This window comes from Frankia sp. BMG5.60 (genome assembly GCF_059428125.1).
This window is the reverse complement of the sequence record NZ_CM182091.1, coordinates 6,446,743-6,461,542: the sequence shown is the minus strand read 5'-3', so window position 1 is coordinate 6,461,542 and position 14,800 is coordinate 6,446,743. Positions and strand designations below refer to the sequence as shown.

General features: G+C 70.8%; 13 protein-coding genes, 1 tRNA gene and 2 pseudogenes. 8 read left to right on the top strand and 8 right to left on the bottom strand.

The window, feature by feature from the left end:
* Together AC5R91_RS26475 and AC5R91_RS26470 are read right to left on the bottom strand one after the other, a co-directional pair.
* Window positions 1-1,092 (bottom strand): CU044_5270 family protein, encoded by a 1,092-nt coding sequence (locus tag AC5R91_RS26475; RefSeq protein WP_251743708.1) that lies wholly within the window; start codon window positions 1,090-1,092, stop codon window positions 1-3.
* Window positions 1,092-1,667: an RNA polymerase sigma factor gene (locus AC5R91_RS26470; protein WP_251743709.1), complete on the bottom strand. Its 576-nt coding sequence runs from the start codon at window positions 1,665-1,667 to the stop codon at window positions 1,092-1,094. Before AC5R91_RS26470 ends, AC5R91_RS26475 begins: the two co-directional genes overlap by 1 nt.
* 424 nt (window positions 1,668-2,091) lie before the next feature.
* Between AC5R91_RS26470 and AC5R91_RS26465 the strand changes: the two genes are divergently transcribed.
* The 4 genes and pseudogenes from AC5R91_RS26465 to AC5R91_RS26450 form a co-directional block, all read left to right on the top strand.
* Window positions 2,092-3,339, top strand: coding sequence for an IS4 family transposase (locus AC5R91_RS26465; protein WP_495392250.1), 1,248 nt, complete (start codon window positions 2,092-2,094; stop codon window positions 3,337-3,339).
* Between the two features lie 247 nt (window positions 3,340-3,586).
* A complete protein-coding gene (locus AC5R91_RS26460; RefSeq protein WP_495398067.1) occupies window positions 3,587-4,300 on the top strand; it encodes a DUF6461 domain-containing protein in 714 nt (237 codons plus the stop codon).
* A gap of 43 nt (window positions 4,301-4,343) precedes the next feature.
* Window positions 4,344-4,865 (top strand): annotated as a pseudogene (locus AC5R91_RS26455) (IS6 family transposase); the annotation flags it as partial.
* Window positions 4,810-5,310, top strand: a pseudogene (locus AC5R91_RS26450) (hypothetical protein); the annotation flags it as partial. The pseudogenes AC5R91_RS26455 and AC5R91_RS26450, both read left to right, overlap by 56 nt.
* 425 nt (window positions 5,311-5,735) lie before the next feature.
* Here AC5R91_RS26450 and AC5R91_RS26445 read toward each other — a convergent pair.
* The 3 genes from AC5R91_RS26445 to AC5R91_RS26435 form a co-directional block, all read right to left on the bottom strand.
* Window positions 5,736-5,809, bottom strand: a tRNA-Ile gene (locus AC5R91_RS26445).
* Between the two features lie 239 nt (window positions 5,810-6,048).
* Window positions 6,049-7,062: a methyltransferase domain-containing protein gene (locus AC5R91_RS26440; protein ID WP_495393997.1), complete on the bottom strand. Its 1,014-nt coding sequence runs from the start codon at window positions 7,060-7,062 to the stop codon at window positions 6,049-6,051.
* An 89-nt stretch (window positions 7,063-7,151) separates the two neighbouring features.
* Window positions 7,152-7,964, bottom strand: a complete 813-nt coding sequence (locus AC5R91_RS26435; protein WP_495393996.1) for an SAM-dependent methyltransferase — start codon at window positions 7,962-7,964, stop codon at window positions 7,152-7,154.
* A gap of 350 nt (window positions 7,965-8,314) precedes the next feature.
* On the opposite strand from AC5R91_RS26435, the gene AC5R91_RS26430 reads away from it, so the two are divergent.
* Entirely contained in the window at window positions 8,315-8,893 is a 579-nt protein-coding gene (locus AC5R91_RS26430) for a TetR/AcrR family transcriptional regulator (protein ID WP_495393995.1), read from the top strand.
* A 20-nt stretch (window positions 8,894-8,913) separates the two neighbouring features.
* Here the strand turns inward: AC5R91_RS26430 and AC5R91_RS26425 are convergent, their stop codons facing one another.
* The 3 genes from AC5R91_RS26425 to AC5R91_RS26415 are packed head-to-tail and all read right to left on the bottom strand — an operon-like array spanning window position 8,914 to window position 12,175.
* A complete protein-coding gene (locus AC5R91_RS26425; protein WP_495393994.1) occupies window positions 8,914-9,870 on the bottom strand; it encodes a pantoate--beta-alanine ligase in 957 nt (318 codons plus the stop codon).
* Complete coding sequence (locus AC5R91_RS26420; protein ID WP_495393993.1) at window positions 9,867-10,922, bottom strand: hypothetical protein; 1,056 nt, start codon at window positions 10,920-10,922, stop codon at window positions 9,867-9,869. The genes AC5R91_RS26425 and AC5R91_RS26420 overlap by 4 nt, the downstream gene beginning before the upstream one ends.
* Window positions 10,919-12,175: an ABC transporter substrate-binding protein gene (locus AC5R91_RS26415; protein ID WP_495393992.1), complete on the bottom strand. Its 1,257-nt coding sequence runs from the start codon at window positions 12,173-12,175 to the stop codon at window positions 10,919-10,921. Before AC5R91_RS26415 ends, AC5R91_RS26420 begins: the two co-directional genes overlap by 4 nt.
* A 349-nt stretch (window positions 12,176-12,524) precedes the next feature.
* On the opposite strand from AC5R91_RS26415, the gene AC5R91_RS26410 reads away from it, so the two are divergent.
* The 3 genes from AC5R91_RS26410 to AC5R91_RS26400 all read left to right on the top strand — a co-directional run bounded on the left by AC5R91_RS26410 (window position 12,525) and on the right by AC5R91_RS26400 (window position 14,779).
* Window positions 12,525-13,265, top strand: coding sequence for an SDR family oxidoreductase (locus AC5R91_RS26410; RefSeq protein WP_495393991.1), 741 nt, complete (start codon window positions 12,525-12,527; stop codon window positions 13,263-13,265).
* A 90-nt stretch (window positions 13,266-13,355) separates the two neighbouring features.
* Window positions 13,356-14,279 (top strand): LLM class F420-dependent oxidoreductase, encoded by a 924-nt coding sequence (locus tag AC5R91_RS26405; protein WP_495393990.1) that lies wholly within the window; start codon window positions 13,356-13,358, stop codon window positions 14,277-14,279.
* 299 nt (window positions 14,280-14,578) lie between these two features.
* Window positions 14,579-14,779, top strand: a complete 201-nt coding sequence (locus AC5R91_RS26400) for a hypothetical protein (protein WP_495393989.1) — start codon at window positions 14,579-14,581, stop codon at window positions 14,777-14,779.
* The last annotated feature ends 21 nt before the right edge of the window (window positions 14,780-14,800 follow it).

The window sequence follows — 14,800 nt, the reverse complement described above, 5'->3', positions numbered from 1 at the left end:
TCATGTGACGGCACCGACGGTGGGAACGCGCCGGGTCGTGATGATCTCGGTGTAACTCATGACGGTCGGGGCGGCGGGAAGGCGCAGTCCAACGGGCGGTTGCGTGATGACCTGTTCGATGGTCAGCGGTACACCAGTGTCGGAGAAGATCACATACTCGGTGGCGAGGCTGGGCTGGTCAGAGACCACCAGGCCGACCGCATGACCGGGCCGGCCGGCGTGGTCGCGAACCGGCCCCACGTCGAAGACGCCAGGGACCATGGCGAGGGCCTCGTACAGCGCGGCGTTCTGGGCCGGGCTCGTCAGGCCAGAACGCAGGTCGCTCAGGACGTTGGACGAGATCGAGGTGTCGCTGGGGTAATCGACTGTTGCGGCACGGGTCTTCAGCCTCGCCACCAGCTGCGCGGGGTCGGTGGGAGTCAGGGCCGGATCGAAGTCCCGGGGCACCGGTGGCCGGTCGGACCTGCCCCCGAACCGGTCGTCGTCGAAGGGAGTCGGACCGCCGACGTCCCCGCCGGCACGGTCGATCTGCTGGATGTACCGGTCGGTCCGCGTCATCCCATCGTGGTCACGCCACAGGTCCGTGATCGTCGTGCGGGCGGTGGTCGTCGCCTTGCGGCGGGCGACCGTGACGTCGAGCCCGTAGGTCTGAATGCGGGCATAGCGGACCGGGCCCGTCCCGGGTTGCACGCCGTCCCGCTGGCCGCGGGCGGCATCCGTCAACGCCACCACGGCACGCTTATGATCACCAGTTGTGGCGGTGAGGAGCGGCGTGGGCAGCAGGGGGGCGGCTGCGGCCGTGTTGGGTGTTCGCACGGCCGTCCATCCCACCAGCACACCCGCGATCAGCAGGACGGTGGCCGCCGCGGCCAGAATCCCCCTCCGGCTCGGGGCAGAGCCCCGGCTGAACGACACCCCGCGTCGGCGGGGTCGCGCGGGCGGGTCGGCCATCAGCAGGGCAAGCCTGCGCTCCCCTTCCCGCTGCTCGACGGCGCTGAGCGGATGGTCTGCCACCGGGTTGGCGGCACTGAGAAGCGCCCGCACAACAGCAGGATCGTCCTCGGTGCCGCCACGATCGATGCGGTCGGACATCATGACCTTTCCCTGGCAGTGAGTGGGGGCGTGGGTTCGGGGATGACCGGTGTCGAGGCAGCGTCGGCCAGGGCCGTCTCGAGACGGCTCCGGGCACGATGCAGGCGGACCTTTGCCGTGGTGGTGGACACGGCCAGGGCCACGGCCAGGCCAGAAAGGTCCAGCCCCTCCCACCCGGCGAGCTGCAGAATCTCCCGGTCGTTCTGAGAAAGCCGTTTCAACGCCTGCCAGGCGAGGTCTTTGCGTATCGCCTCGTCCGCGACGTCCTCGTCGGTCAGGGTCGCCGGGCTTCCCAGCGCGAACCCGAGGAACCGGGCTTCAAGCCGTGTCCGACGAACTCCCGCGCGACGCTGGTTACGCACGACGTTGCCAGCGATCCCATACAGCCACGGCCGGACCTCCGCCGAGACGGTGGGGCTGCGCCCCCAGTGCCGCCAGGCCGCGAGGAAGGTCTCCGAGACCACATCCCAGGCGGCCTCGTCGTCACCCAGGCGTCGCTGCGCGAACCGCAGGACCGCCCCGTGGTGCTCCCGGAACAGCGCCTCGAACGAGGGCATGTGCGAACTGACAGGCACAGGGACAGTCCTTCCGCAGGGGCGTCGTCCTGTATATGTCCCGCACCCCCGCGCGGTTACATCCCCACCAAGATTTTCCGCCCGGCCGGCAGGCCACCGGGACTCTTCTCTTCCGTAGTTCCTCGCGGGCAACGCCACACTGCCCGTGCTGACGTCTCGCGCGGCTCTGTTCCGTTGCCGGCCCTACGGATCTGTGAGTGTGTCGTTGCGGTGCTCCCGGGTGGAGTGCCTTCAGGCTCGGTGCCGGTGACCCCGGCGTGACTCGCTACGGATCCGGCCGCTGCGGCGTGCCTTGCCTTTGACCTGTCCATCGGGGTTGCCGGTACCGGCCTGGCCGCAATGCCACTTCCACTATTTGGATCTTGACTGGTTGCGGTGTGTCGGTTCGGGTGGTTCTGCCTGGTTGGCGGCATGATCGTGGGCTGTGACGGACACGGGTAGCCAGCTGATGGACTGGATCTCGTTGGGGGTCCTGACGTCGTTCGTGTCGCGGGATGCGGTCGACGAGGCGATCGAGGCGACCGGGACGGGTGCCCGGCGCAGCGACACGACGATCCCGCCGCGGGTCGCGGTCTACTTCGTGATGGCGCTCGCGTTGTTCGCGGACGACGACTACGAGGCGGTCGCGCGCCGGCTCGCTACCACGCTTGACGATCTCGACGTGGTCGGGCCGCGATGGGAACCGACCTCGGGCGGGCTGACCAAAGCCCGCCAGCGGCTCGGTGCGGCACCGCTGGCGGAACTGTTCTCGCAGGTCGCCGGGCCGGTCGCGGACCTCGACACGGTCGGGGCGTTCCTCGGCCCGTGGCGGCTGATGAGTATCGACGGACTGGAGTGGGACGCGCCCGCCTCGGCGGAGAACATCGCCGCGTTCGGCCTGCCCGCGGGCCGCGACGGCGCGCCGGGGGCGCTGCCGAAGGTCCGCGCCCTCACCGTGTCCGAGTGCGCCTCGCACGCGCCGGTGCTGGCCGTGCTCGGCCCGGCCGGCGGCGCGAAGCCCGCCAGCGAGCAGGCCCTGGCCCGCACCCTGTACCCACGGCTGGCCGAACGCTGGCTTCTGCTCGCGGACCGCAACTTCTACTCCTGGACCGACTGGTGCACGGCCGCGGACACCGGCGCGGCACTGCTGTGGCGGGTCAAGGCCAGCCTGCGGCTGCCGCCGCTGCGCGCGTTGTCCGACGGCTCGTACCTGACGGTCCTGGTCAACCCGAAGATCACCGGGAAGGCGCGGGACGCCCTGGTCGCCGCGGCCCGCGCCGGTGAGGTACTCGACCCGGCGAAGGCCCGCTACGCCCGTCTCGTCGAGTACGACGTGCCCGACCGGGACGGCGACGGGAAACACGAGGTCATCGCCCTGCTCACCACGATCCTCAACCCACGCGACGCGACCGCGTCCGCGCTGGCCGGGGCCTACCGGCAGCGCTGGGAACACGAGACCGGTAACAGGCAGCTCAAGACCTACCTACGCGGCCCGGGGAAGGTCCTGCGCTCGAAGCACCCCGACACCGTCTACCAGGAGATCTACGGCTACCTGCTCACCCACCACGCGATCAGCGCGCTGACCTGCCAGGCCGCGACCGCCGCCGGGATCGACCCCGACCGGATCAAGTTCAAGCGCACTGTCAGGATCATCCGGGACCGGGTCGCCACCGACCCGGCTTTTTCCCCCTGACCAGCGGGCACGCACCCAAGGCGAGATCGCCACCGACATCACCCGACCGACCCGGCTCAACACCCGCCGCGAACGCACCTACCCCCACGTCGTCCGCCGAGCCCGCCACAACCAGTACCCGGTCAAGAAACCCGGCCAGCACGGCATCCGCCACCAGGCCCCGCCCACGATCAGACTCGCCAACCCGGTGAAACCCCAGGTCACAGCTTGATCAACTTAGCGGAAGTGGCATTGGGACTGGGAGGCGATCGGCCGATACGGACCGTTCTGCCTCACCTTCACCCATGACGTGGCACCCCAGAACCTGCTGGAACGCTACGGAGCCGATCCCGCGACAGCCCATCCCGTCGCCTTCGCCGAGACCGGTCCCGTCCTCGACCCTCGCCCGGACCAGTGCATCCTCGCCACCGGCACCCTCGGGGAATGGGCCTTCTGCTTCGAGACCCTGGGAGTCGAGGGCATCATGTCCGCGACCCTCGCCGCGCTGTCCCACGACACGCAGACAGTCGCCGTCAACAACGACGCCAACGCCATGCACTACCTGACGCACTGGGTCGACGGGCAACCCCGAGAGGAGTTCGAGCCCGGGGCATCCTCCACCCTGCGCGCCCCCGGCCCCCATCCCTTCTGGGATGCCACCGAGCGCCACCGTGCCGTCCACCCCGACCAGAGGCACGTTATCGCCGCCCTGCGGGCCGCAGGCGACCACATCGGCGGCCGCCTCACCGTCCGGACACTCACGGCCCCGCTCCTCACGACCGTGCTGACCGTGCCCCGCTCGCGGCCCCCGTCACCCGCAGCCCCCCTCCCACTCGTGCACCCGCCGCAATCCACCTCGAAGCTCGGCCGGCGCCTCGCCGCCCTCGGCCCCCTCGACGCGGACCCGACGCCGACGACCCTGCACAGCCGCGTAGGCCTGTCTGGCCCGGGCCTCCCGCGAACAGACAGGGAAGGGTCGTGACGAACTCGTGGATCATCAGCGAGCCAGATCATGACCCGAGTAGCGCCGGTTCACTCCGCTACTGATCGACGCCGCCCGGCCCTGCCGTCACAGCCCGGGTGACAGGTGATTCACCGACGAGACCCATGTCAAGATCGCAGGGCGGTGGTGCTACCTGTACCGGGCGATCGACCAGTGCGGCCAGAGCATCGACGTGGCGGCCTCCCAGAAGCGTGACCTGGCCGCCACCCGCCGGTTCTTCACCGCGGCGCTGACCCACGGCCGCCGGCCCGTCGAAGTGACCACCGACTGGGCCCCGGCCCACCCGCGCATCCTCGACGGGCAACTCCCCGCCGCCCACCACATCGACGCCCGGTACGCGAACAACAAGGCCGAAGCCGATCATGGCCGGCTGAAAGCCCGACTGCGGCCAATGCACGGCTTGAAACGTCTGCGCTCCGCCCAGGTCACCGGCTCCGAACACGCCTTCGCCCAGAACATCCGCCGCGGCCACTACGAACTCGCCGTCGATGCAGAACCCCACCATCGGCTCGCCGCAGCGTTCACCGAACTCGCCCGGGCGCTCCGGCCAGGGCACCACCGTCGTCCGCCATGCCTCGCACCGGCTCAACGCAACAGCGCCCCCTGGCACGACCGCCAGGTCTCGCGCGGGACCGCAGTCTGACCTGTCGGCCAGGCCCGGCCGTTTCGGCGCGTGCCGTTCCGGCAGGAGACGGCCCGGCAGCAGGCTCACCCCCAACGGCGTTTCCCAACGCTTCGAACGATTCATCGTCCGATTCGCCACCATCCGCCGCGAGCACGCCGAGCATGGTTGGACCGTCGAACAGCTCGCCGCTCGGCATTTCATGCCCGAGGACTCCATTCAGACCGCGCTCGCCTTCGGGCCGTTGCCTCCCATCCGACTGCACGACCTGCGGCACACCGCCGCCAGTCTCACCTACCGCGCCACCAAGGACCTCAAGGACATCTCCGAGCTCCTCGGGCACTCCTCGGTCCACTTCACCGGCGACATCTACACCTCGATCTTCGCCGACGCGGACCGCGCCGCCGCCAAAACCGCCGCCGACATCGTTCCCCGCCGATACCCACCCGGCCCGGTAGAACCGGACAGCGCAGGCGGCCCCACGTCACCATTCCCCGCGAACGGTCCTGCCCTCGACCTGTGGGACGGGTCCGGGCAGGTGCGCAGCACGCGTCGGTCACACAGACCAGATCGGCTCCACCGACCGGCTGCCGAGAGCAACCACGAATGCACTCGCACCGTTCGGCATCACGGCATTGCAGCTGACCATCGCCGGCTGGGAGCACTCTCCGTAACCGGCGAAGGGGGCTCAAAAAGTGGTTGCGGTCGCAACGTCACCGGCACGTCATCACCAAGGCCACTTGTCGATCTTCAAGCCGCCCCGGCCGCTACAAAAGGCCTGGTCAGAGGGTGTGGGGCGGGTGGGGCTCGAACCCACGACCGACGGATTATGAGTCCGCTGCTCTAACCGGCTGAGCTACCGCCCCCTGGCCTGGTCCCCGGGCGTCCGGCAGTGCGGGAGCGCCGAGTGCCTACAGCGTAGCGGGTGGGTTCGGGCGCGGGGCGGGTGCTCGGGCAGGGCCTCCTGGACCCGAGGCCGGTGTCTGGGGCTGCCTCGGGTCCAGGCGCCTGCAGCTCCGAGGGGCACGCCGTCGGCGTGGGCGGGTTCTGTCCGCGCCGAGACGTCGACGGTCGTCCGGATGCGATGCTTCCCGAGGCTCGCCGGTCAGGCGCTGGGGCTCGGCACGGTCCGTTCCGAGCTGTCCAGCCAGAAGGTCTGTCCGTCGGGGGTGACGGTGAGTCCGAACCGGTCGCAGCCCGGCCGGTCGACGCTGACCCACCAGTCGTAGGCCGCTTCGAGTTCGTCCCAGAGCCGCCGGGTGCCGTACTGCGTGACCTCGTGGTCCTGCTCCCCGGGGGTCAGCGACGCCCAGGACCCCGACGCCGCGTGCGACAGCAGCAGCGTCGGAGCCGGACCGCCTTCTTCCAAACAGCCGAGCACGCAGCCCGGCAGCCGCGTGTTCACGGCGAACCCGGCCGTCTCATCCTCGAACGGCTCACGCAGATGCCGCCGGGTGCGACGGACGTCGGCATCGTCCTCCCCCAGCCACCACAGCCCCTTGCCGGGCCGCTGGCCGCGAAGCCGCATGAAACCCGCCGCACTGTCGAACCGGCCCGATGCCGCACCGTCCCCCACGGTCAGCGACAGCAAACCACCACCGAACTCACTCTCGAACGGCAAAACGATCCGCCCACCCGGCCGACATTGCGCCACCCAGGCGAACGGCACCAGCGCCACCGAGGCCGTCACGATCAACCGGTCGTAGGGCGCCCCGCCGGGAAACCCCGCCTCCCCGTCCCCTACGATGACCCGCACCGGCCAGCCGGACCGGGCCAGCGCCACCCGAGCCCGCTCGGCAATCCCCGCGTCGATCTCCACCGAGGTCACCGCGCCCGACGGGGTCCGCTCGGCGAGCAACGCCGCGTTGTACCCGGTTCCGGTGCCCACCTCGAGCACGGCCATCCCGTCACGCAGGTCGAGAAGCTCCAGCATCCGCGCCATCACCCACGGCGCGCTGCTCGAACTGGTCGGGACAATGCCCTTCCGGTCCCCGTACCGGCCCGTGCCGTCGTCTACCTGTGTGGCGATCCCGTCATCGGTCCGGCACAACGCCGCCCACCGCTGCGGATCGTCCTGCCGCCGCAGCGGGACAAGGAAGAAGCCATCCTCAGCGCGCACCCAGACCTCATCCGGTATGAAGTCCTCGCGGCGTACGCGACCGCCAGTCACGCCTTCCTCCCCTGCTCAGGGCATAGGGCTGATCCGACCTATGGCTTGCGGGCCACCGCGCCGTAGCCGTCCACTGCCGCGGCGCCCTCGGCGTCCGGTCGCCACTGCGAGATCGACACCACGCCCGGTTCGAGGAGTTCCAGGCCCTCGAAGAAGCGGGCGACCTGGTCCGGGCTGCGCAGGATGTAGGGAACGGCGCCGGTGTCGTCGTAGCCCTGCTGGGCCTCGTCGAATCCCTCGCTGGTGTTGGTGCTGTCCCACAGCAGCAGATAGCTGCCGGAAGGGACGGCGTTCACCACCCGCGCCACGATCGCGCGCGCCTCGTCGAAGTCGGCGACGTGGCCGAGGATTCCCATGAACATGACGACGATCGGCCGGGAGAAGTTCAGCACGTTCCTGGCGTCGGCGATGATCTGGTCCGGTTCGTGGAGGTCGCCGTCGACGTAGGTGGTCACGCCCTCCGGCGTGGTGTTGACCAGCAGGGCGCGGGCGTGCGCCAGCACGAGCGGGTCGTTGTCGACATACACGATGCGGGACTCAGGGGCGAGGCGCTGGGCGACCTCATGGGTGTTCTGCATGGTCGGCAGGCCGGTGCCGATGTCGAGGAACTGGTGGACGCCCACCTCACCGGCGAGGTGGCCGACGGCCCGGATGAGGAAACGTCGGGATTCCTTGGCCAGGGTGACGATTCCCGGGAACGCCTTGATGTAGGCGTCGCCGGCCTCGCGGTCCACCGGGTAGTTGTCCTTGCCGCCCATCCAGTAGTTCCAGATCCGAGCCGAATGCGGCGTCGTCACGTCGATCTTCGGATGGTCCACCGGGTCCGGGATGCCATCGCGCTGCTCAGCCACGTCTCTCCTCGCGCTAGCTGGGCCGGGCGAACCCGGCGAAGCCGGAAGATTCAGCCGGAACGCGGCCTGCGGACCAGATCGGCACGCACGGCGGTCTCGGCTACCGATCCAAGGCTAGATCATCGCGAACGGCAGCGGACCAACTACAGGGACATGAACGCCCAACGGTCGACTCTCGCCGTGCCGGGATGCGCCGGCCTCCCACCAGGCCGGCGAGCCGCTGGCCACGACCAGTCCCACCTGACCGGTGACGACCCGGTCCGACAGCTCCTCCCGGTTAGGGGACGTTAGCCTGACACGAGGCTGCGTCGTCAGGTGTTGCACCATGCATGGAACGCGGGAGGATCCAGGTGGGTAGAGCCGGCGCGATGCGACCGAGCGCCCAGCGGACGCGCGAGCGGCTGCTGCTCGAGGCCGCCCGCATGTTCGCCACCCGTGGTTTCCACGGAACGTCCATCGACGACCTGGGCGCCGCTTCCGGCATCAGCGGGCCGTCCGTGTACAAGCACTTCGGCAGCAAGGACGAGGTACTCGCCGAGCTGCTGATCGACATCGGCCAACGGATGCTCGACAGCGGGCACGCCGTCGTCGCGGCCGCGAGCGACGACGCGGACGCGCTGCGGCAGCTCATCGCCTGTCATGCCGGTTTCGCGACCAGCGAGCCCGACCTGATCAGGGTGCACGACCGGGACATGGCGAACCTGTCGGCCGAGGCGGCCCACCAGGTCAGGTCCCGCCAGCTCGCCTACACCAGGCTGTGGGTGACGCCCCTGCGCGCCCTGCGGCCCGGTCTCACCGAACGTCAGGCCCAGATCGAGGTGCACGCGATCTTCGGGCTGCTGAACTCGACGAAGTACAGCGACATCGGCATCGCGGCGCGCACCCGGCTGATCGGGATGGCCGAGCGCGCGCTCGCGTTGTCTGCCTGATGATCCGCGGACAACCGTCGCTAGCCCGGGGTGCGACGGCAGGTGGCCGGGTCGGGGACGGTGACCCCGACGTTGTCGAACAGGTGCGTGCCGGTGAAGTCGGCGGACACCAGCAGCCGCAGCTCGCCGGCCAGCGGGTCGACCCGGGCGAGCGTGGCGGCGTCGACCACTTCGGCGTAGTCGACCGGCGCCACCGCGGCAATCCGTCGCCGCAGCAGGGAGCGAATCGCCCCCGCGTCCCGTTCGCCTGCCTCGACGGCGGCGACGGCCTCCCTCAGCGCCGCGTAGAGCGTGGGTGCGGCGGCTCGGTCCGCGGCGGACAGCTTCCTGTTACGGCTGGAGGCGCACAGGCCGTCGGCGAGCCGGACGACGGGACACGCGACGATCTCGGCCCGGATCGACAGGTCCACGACCATCCGGCGCAGCACCGTCAGCGGCACCCAGTCCTTCTCGCCCGTGTACGCCCGGCACGGGCCGACGATGTTGTAGTACTTCGCCAGCGCCGTGGCCGCCATCCGCATGAACGACGGGTCCTCGGCGTTCTCCCACGGCGCGGCCAGCTCGTCGGCCGGCACGACGGCCGTGCGCACCGGGAGATCGGGGTACATCTCCGCCACGGCCGGGCGGAACACCAGGTTCACCCCGGCGCCGAACGCGAGGGCCGCGTCCGCGTCGAAGTCCCGGTCGTAGGCGGGGACCGCGTCGGAGGTCACTCCGGGGACCGGGGCCAGGAACAGCGGCATGATCGACAGGTCGCACTCGGCCGCCATGCGCCGGATCACCGTCAGGTGCCCCTCGTGCAGGGCACCGCTCGTCCCGAAGAAGCCCACCCGTCCACCGGCGGCGCGCACCGCGTCCGCCGCCGCCCGCACCCCGGCGATCGTCGTGACCGTCCGGGCCGAACCCGCGACGGTCCCGTTCCCGGTCCCGTTCCCGCTCCCGGTCCCGCTTCCGCTCCCGGTCCCGCTTCCGCTCACGGCGTGGCCTCGCCCAGGACGGTGTCACTCGACGTGATCATGGGTAGGTCCAGCACGGAGACGCAGCCGGGCGGCGCGGCGACCAGGGCGGCGAGCACGTTGATCGCCCGGGCCGAGTTGAGCTGGGCGTTGGCCGCCGCCGCCGCGGTCCCCGCCGGCCAGGTCAGGGTGGCGACCAACGGCGGTGACGCGTCGAGTTCCACGGTCCACGCCGGCTCCCGCTCCGTCTCGCGCCAGCCCGCGCCGAGCCCGAGCACGGCGGTCTGCTCGTTGGTGATCGTCAGGAAGGCGGTCGGCCCGCTGTAGGCGGTCCAGGTCCAGCGGACCCCGCCGACCGTGCCCGCCTCCACGGTGAGGCCGCTGCCGGGGAGCGTCACGGTCTCGGCGGCCAGCGCGGTCCGCTTGTCCGTCTGCTCGATCCGGGTGAAGGGGACGCGCAGCGCGGCGGCCACCATCCTGGCCGAGGACGTCATCAGCCACAGCCAGCCGGCGTCCAGCGCCGCGGCGCTCTCGGACTCGCCGGGTGGCAGCCCGAGGCCCAGACCATCGCGAAGCTGCGCGGCGGACGGGTAGTGCGACACGTGGTTGCGCTGGACGGCGTCGATGTGCCGCACGGAGCCGGTGTAGCCGGTCAGGAAGATCGGCAGGACGTCGCTGATCAGGCCCGGGATGTTGCCGCCGGCGGCGAACGTGGAGCCGCCCGTGCGGCAGGCGTCGGCCAGCAGGGCCTGTTCCGGCTCGCCGTCGAGGAAGTAGCCGCCGAGCCCGGTGTAGACGTTGATGCCGGCGGCGAGCAGCCGGGCGATCGACGCGGGGTCGTAGCCCTGCGCGCTCCAGATCGCCGCGTCGGGGGCCAGCTTGATGATCTCGTCGAGGCTGCGGGTGGTGGTGATGCCGAGCGGGGGGATGCCCACCACGTCACCCGCGTCGCGACCGTCCTTCGCCGCGCTGTGGACCAGGACCCCGACGAGCTCCATCCGTGGATGGCGGGCCAGCCGGCGGACGTTCTCCGCGCCGACCCCGCCGGTGAAGCACTGCACGATCCGGATCATCGCAACGCCACCACCTGGGCGTCGGTGGCCTTGCCGTGGTCGAACCGCTCGAAGATGTTGCTGCTCGAGCACACCGAGATCAGCGGCTGGAGCGCCGTGCCGTCGCAGGTGAAGGTGATCCCGTGCCCGATCGGCAGCGGCACGTTCTTCGCGCTCTTCATCGCCGCGATGACGGCGGCGGGGCTGATGTCACCGCGCACGCCCTGGGCAGCCCGGATGAACGACATCATGCCCTGGTAGCCGATGCCGGCGTAGCCGCCCGTCGGGGTGTCCGGCGCGTACCTGGCCATGATCGCGTCGTAGCGCCGTACCTCGGGATCATCCTTGCTGATCACGTCGTACGGGGTGGCGACCTGGGTGCCGTCGATGGCGGACCCGACCGCGTCCAGGACGCTGCGCTCCACGCAGGGCTGGGTGATCAGCGTGTCGGCGCTGTTGCCGACGGTCTCCAGGGCCTTGATGACGCTGATGCACACCGTCGACTCGCCGATGACGGCGACCGCGTCGGGCTTGCGCCGCAGCGCCGCGCTGACGATCGGGGTGGCGTCCGGGGTGCCGGCCGGGACGGTGGCGACCGTGAAGTCCACCCCGGCGGCCTTGAACGCCGGCGCCCCCAACTGCTGGGCGGCGCCGATGGCGGACGGGGAGTCGATGACGAACGCGGTGAACGATCGGTATCCCTTGTCCTTGGCGTACTTCGCCCACGCCCGCAGGATGGAGGGGAAGCCGCCCGTCCAGACGAACGAGGCGGGGGAGGTCAGCTCGGGGGCCGTCGCGCCGTTGGCGGTGATGTACGGGATGCCGGCCCCGGTCACGATCGGCGCGATCGTCGCGCCCAGGCCCGTCGAGGTCACGACCAGCGCGTCCGCCTTCGCCTCGACCACCTTGTTGGCGCAGGTCCGGGCGGTCGCGACGTCCTCCCTCGTCGGGCAGGTCAGCACGATCTCGATCCGGTGGCCGCCGATGCCGCCGAGGTTGTCGTTCGCGTAGCTGACCGCCGCCTTGGCCGCCGCGGTCGTCTCGGGCTGGCTGATCGCCGCCCCGCCCTCGTTCGTGATGATCGCGACGCGCACCGGCGCCGACGCCGACGGCTTCGTGCCGGGAAAGAGGCTCGGGTCCGCCGACGCGGCCGCTCCACCCGCGGCGGAACCGCTTGATCCACAGGCGGCCGTCGTCAGGACGAGCGCAGAGAGCACCGTGCCGGCCAGCGCGCGCGGGGCGATGCCCGCGCGCCGTAACGGGATGATCGACATCGTCGGTCCTTTGCCTGGAAGTCGGGTTCCTCCGCTGGGCCTCCGGCCTGTGCCGGACGTCACAGCGATGATCCAGGAAGGTAGAGCTCCCGCGCCGGCAAAGTCAACGTTCGTTAGCCGGCCACCCTGCGAACCATCGCGCTGACCCTGCCAAGTCGGGCACGAAACTCGCTGGTTGACCACAACCGTGAACGAACGTTAGCCTCTGCGACGACGGTGTCGGATGACCTGCCACACGTTTCGCGTTCGGCTCCGCCTCGTCGCCCCGCCCGCACGCACCAGTCCCGCCTCGCATCGGAGCAGGACGTGCCGATCGGCCGCGTTCCCCGCGAGCACCCGAAAGGCTGACATGACCCTCTCCGGTAAGACCGCGCTCGTCACCGGCGCCGGCCGCGGTATCGGCCGTGCCATCGCCCGTCGGCTCGCCCGCGACGGCGCGGCCGTCATCGTGAACTACGCGACCAGCGCCGAGCAGGCCGCCGGCCTGGTCAGGGAGATCGAGGCGGACGGCGGCGACGCCTGGGCGGAGCAGGCCGACGTCGCCGATCTGGCCCAGGTGGACGATCTGTTCACGCGGATCCGGGCCCGCACCGATCGCGTCGACGTGCTCGTCAACAACGCCGGGCGCGGGGCCGGCGGCATGCCGACGCTGGCCGCGACGACGCCGGCGATCTACGACTCCACGTTCGGCCTCAACGCCCGCGGCCTGTTCTTCGTGACGCAGCGGGCGGTCGAGCTCATGCCCGACGGTGGGCGCGTCATCAGCATCAGCAGCGGCAGCTCGTCGACCCGCCAGCCCGGACTGTCGGCGTACGCGGGCAGCAAGGCGGCGATCGAGGCCTTCACCCGCGTCTGGGCCACCGAGCTGGCACCCCGCAAGGTGACGGTGAACGCGGTGGTCCCCGGCATCGTGGACACCGACCTGATCCGCAACGGGATGACCCCGCAGCTCGCCGAGCACTACGGCAGCCTGGTCCCGCTCGGCCGCCTCGGGCAGCCGGAGGACATCGCGGACGTGGTGGCCTTCCTCGCCGGCGACGACGCCCGATGGATCACCGGCCAGTGCGTGACGGCCAGCGGCGGCGCCTGACCGCCAGCCCTGATCCAGCAGCCCTCCCTTCCGCCGCGGCCGTCCGTCGCCCGCCGTCCGCCGCCCGCCATCGCAGTCAGGAGCGCCGTCGTGCACGTCACCGTCGAGTTCCCCGTGTCGGACCCGCAGTACAGCCCCGAGCTGGTGACCGCGGCGGGGGTCACCCGAGTGGTCCAGACGGCCGAAAGGCTGGGCTACGCGGCGGTCGCCTTCACCGAACACCCGGCGCCGTCGCTGAAGTGGCTCAGGTCGGGCGGGCACGAGGCGCTCGACGTCGTCCCGGCCCTCGCGTTCTGCGCCGCGGCGACGACCCGGCTTCGCCTCATGACGTACCTGTTGGTGCTGCCGTACCGCAATCCCCTGCTGACGGCCCGGGCGGCGGCGACCGTGGACATCCTGTCCGGGGGCAGGTTGACCGTCGTGGTCGGAACCGGCTATCTACGCTCGGAGTTCCGGGCCCTGGGCGTGGACTTCGACGAGCGCAACCTGCTGTTCGACGAGGCGCTCGAGGTACTACGGGGCGTGTGGAGCCGATCCCCGTTCGACTACGAGGGCCGGCACTTCACCGCCGCCTCGATCGCCGCTCTACCGATGCCCGTCACGCCGGACGGACCGCCGATCTGGGTCGGCGGCAACAGCGCCGTGGCCCGGCGCCGGGCGGCCCGGGTCCAGGGCTGGAGCCCGCTGATGATCCCCGACTCGATCGCCGCCACGACACGCACGCCCGCCCTGACGTCGTTCGCCCAGCTCAGGTCGGCGGTGACCGAAGTCAACGAGCTTGCCTCCCGGGAGCGGGGACGGGACGTCACCGTCGACGTCCAGCTCCAGTCCCTGCAGAGCACATGGCTCCAGGACCCGAACGGCTCGCCGGACGAGCACCTGGACTTCCTGGGCCAGGCCAGGGACGCGGGCGCGACCTGGTTCGTCGTGCAGCCCCCCGGGCACAGCGTGGCAGCCTGCGTCGACGCTCTCGAGCGCTACGCCGACGTCGTCCACCTCACGGGCGAAATCTGAGCCGTGTCGTGTACACGACCGGACGCGATCCCTCCCGCCCATCGGGGCTCAGGCAGAACCGTGCCGCGTAGAGTGATCCTTCCGTCACCTGCCTCGGGGAGGGGAAGATCGCGGGGATTCCTGTCGGTTCCCACGCGGCGAACATCGGGGCGACGTCGGTGTCCCTGGGGCTGTCTCTCCTGGGTCTGGCGCCCGCTCTCCTCGCCGGGAGCATCCTTCTCGTCCCGCTCGCTTCGGCGCGGCCCCGCGGTAGGCGGCAGCGGCAGCAGCGTCGGGCGCGCGTGCGGGTCGATCGGGCCGTGGGTGCGCTCGCGCCCCGGCCGGATCTGTTGCCGGCTGATCGGGTCACCGATGTCGTCGCCCATCGGGGTCGCCTCGTCGTCCGGACCCACCTGACACTGATCGTGCCGCTCGCGGTGATGACGGCCGGCTTTTTTTTACGTCGGAGGGGGTGCTCCTCCGGGATCTCGCGCGTTTCCACGGCGATGTTCCCGCTCTGACCATGTTCCGGATGCTCGTTG

Bases quoted from the DNA above. Each gene is read 5' to 3' on its own strand.
- AC5R91_RS26415 (WP_495393992.1), bottom strand. From the start codon at position 12,175: ATGTCGATCATCCCGTTACGGCGCGCGGGCATCGCCCCGCGCGCGCTG.
- AC5R91_RS26410 (WP_495393991.1), top strand. From the start codon at position 12,525: ATGACCCTCTCCGGTAAGACCGCGCTCGTCACCGGCGCCGGCCGCGGT.
- AC5R91_RS26475 (WP_251743708.1), bottom strand. From the start codon at position 1,092: ATGTCCGACCGCATCGATCGTGGCGGCACCGAGGACGATCCTGCTGTT.
- AC5R91_RS26420 (WP_495393993.1), bottom strand. From the start codon at position 10,922: ATGATCCGGATCGTGCAGTGCTTCACCGGCGGGGTCGGCGCGGAGAAC.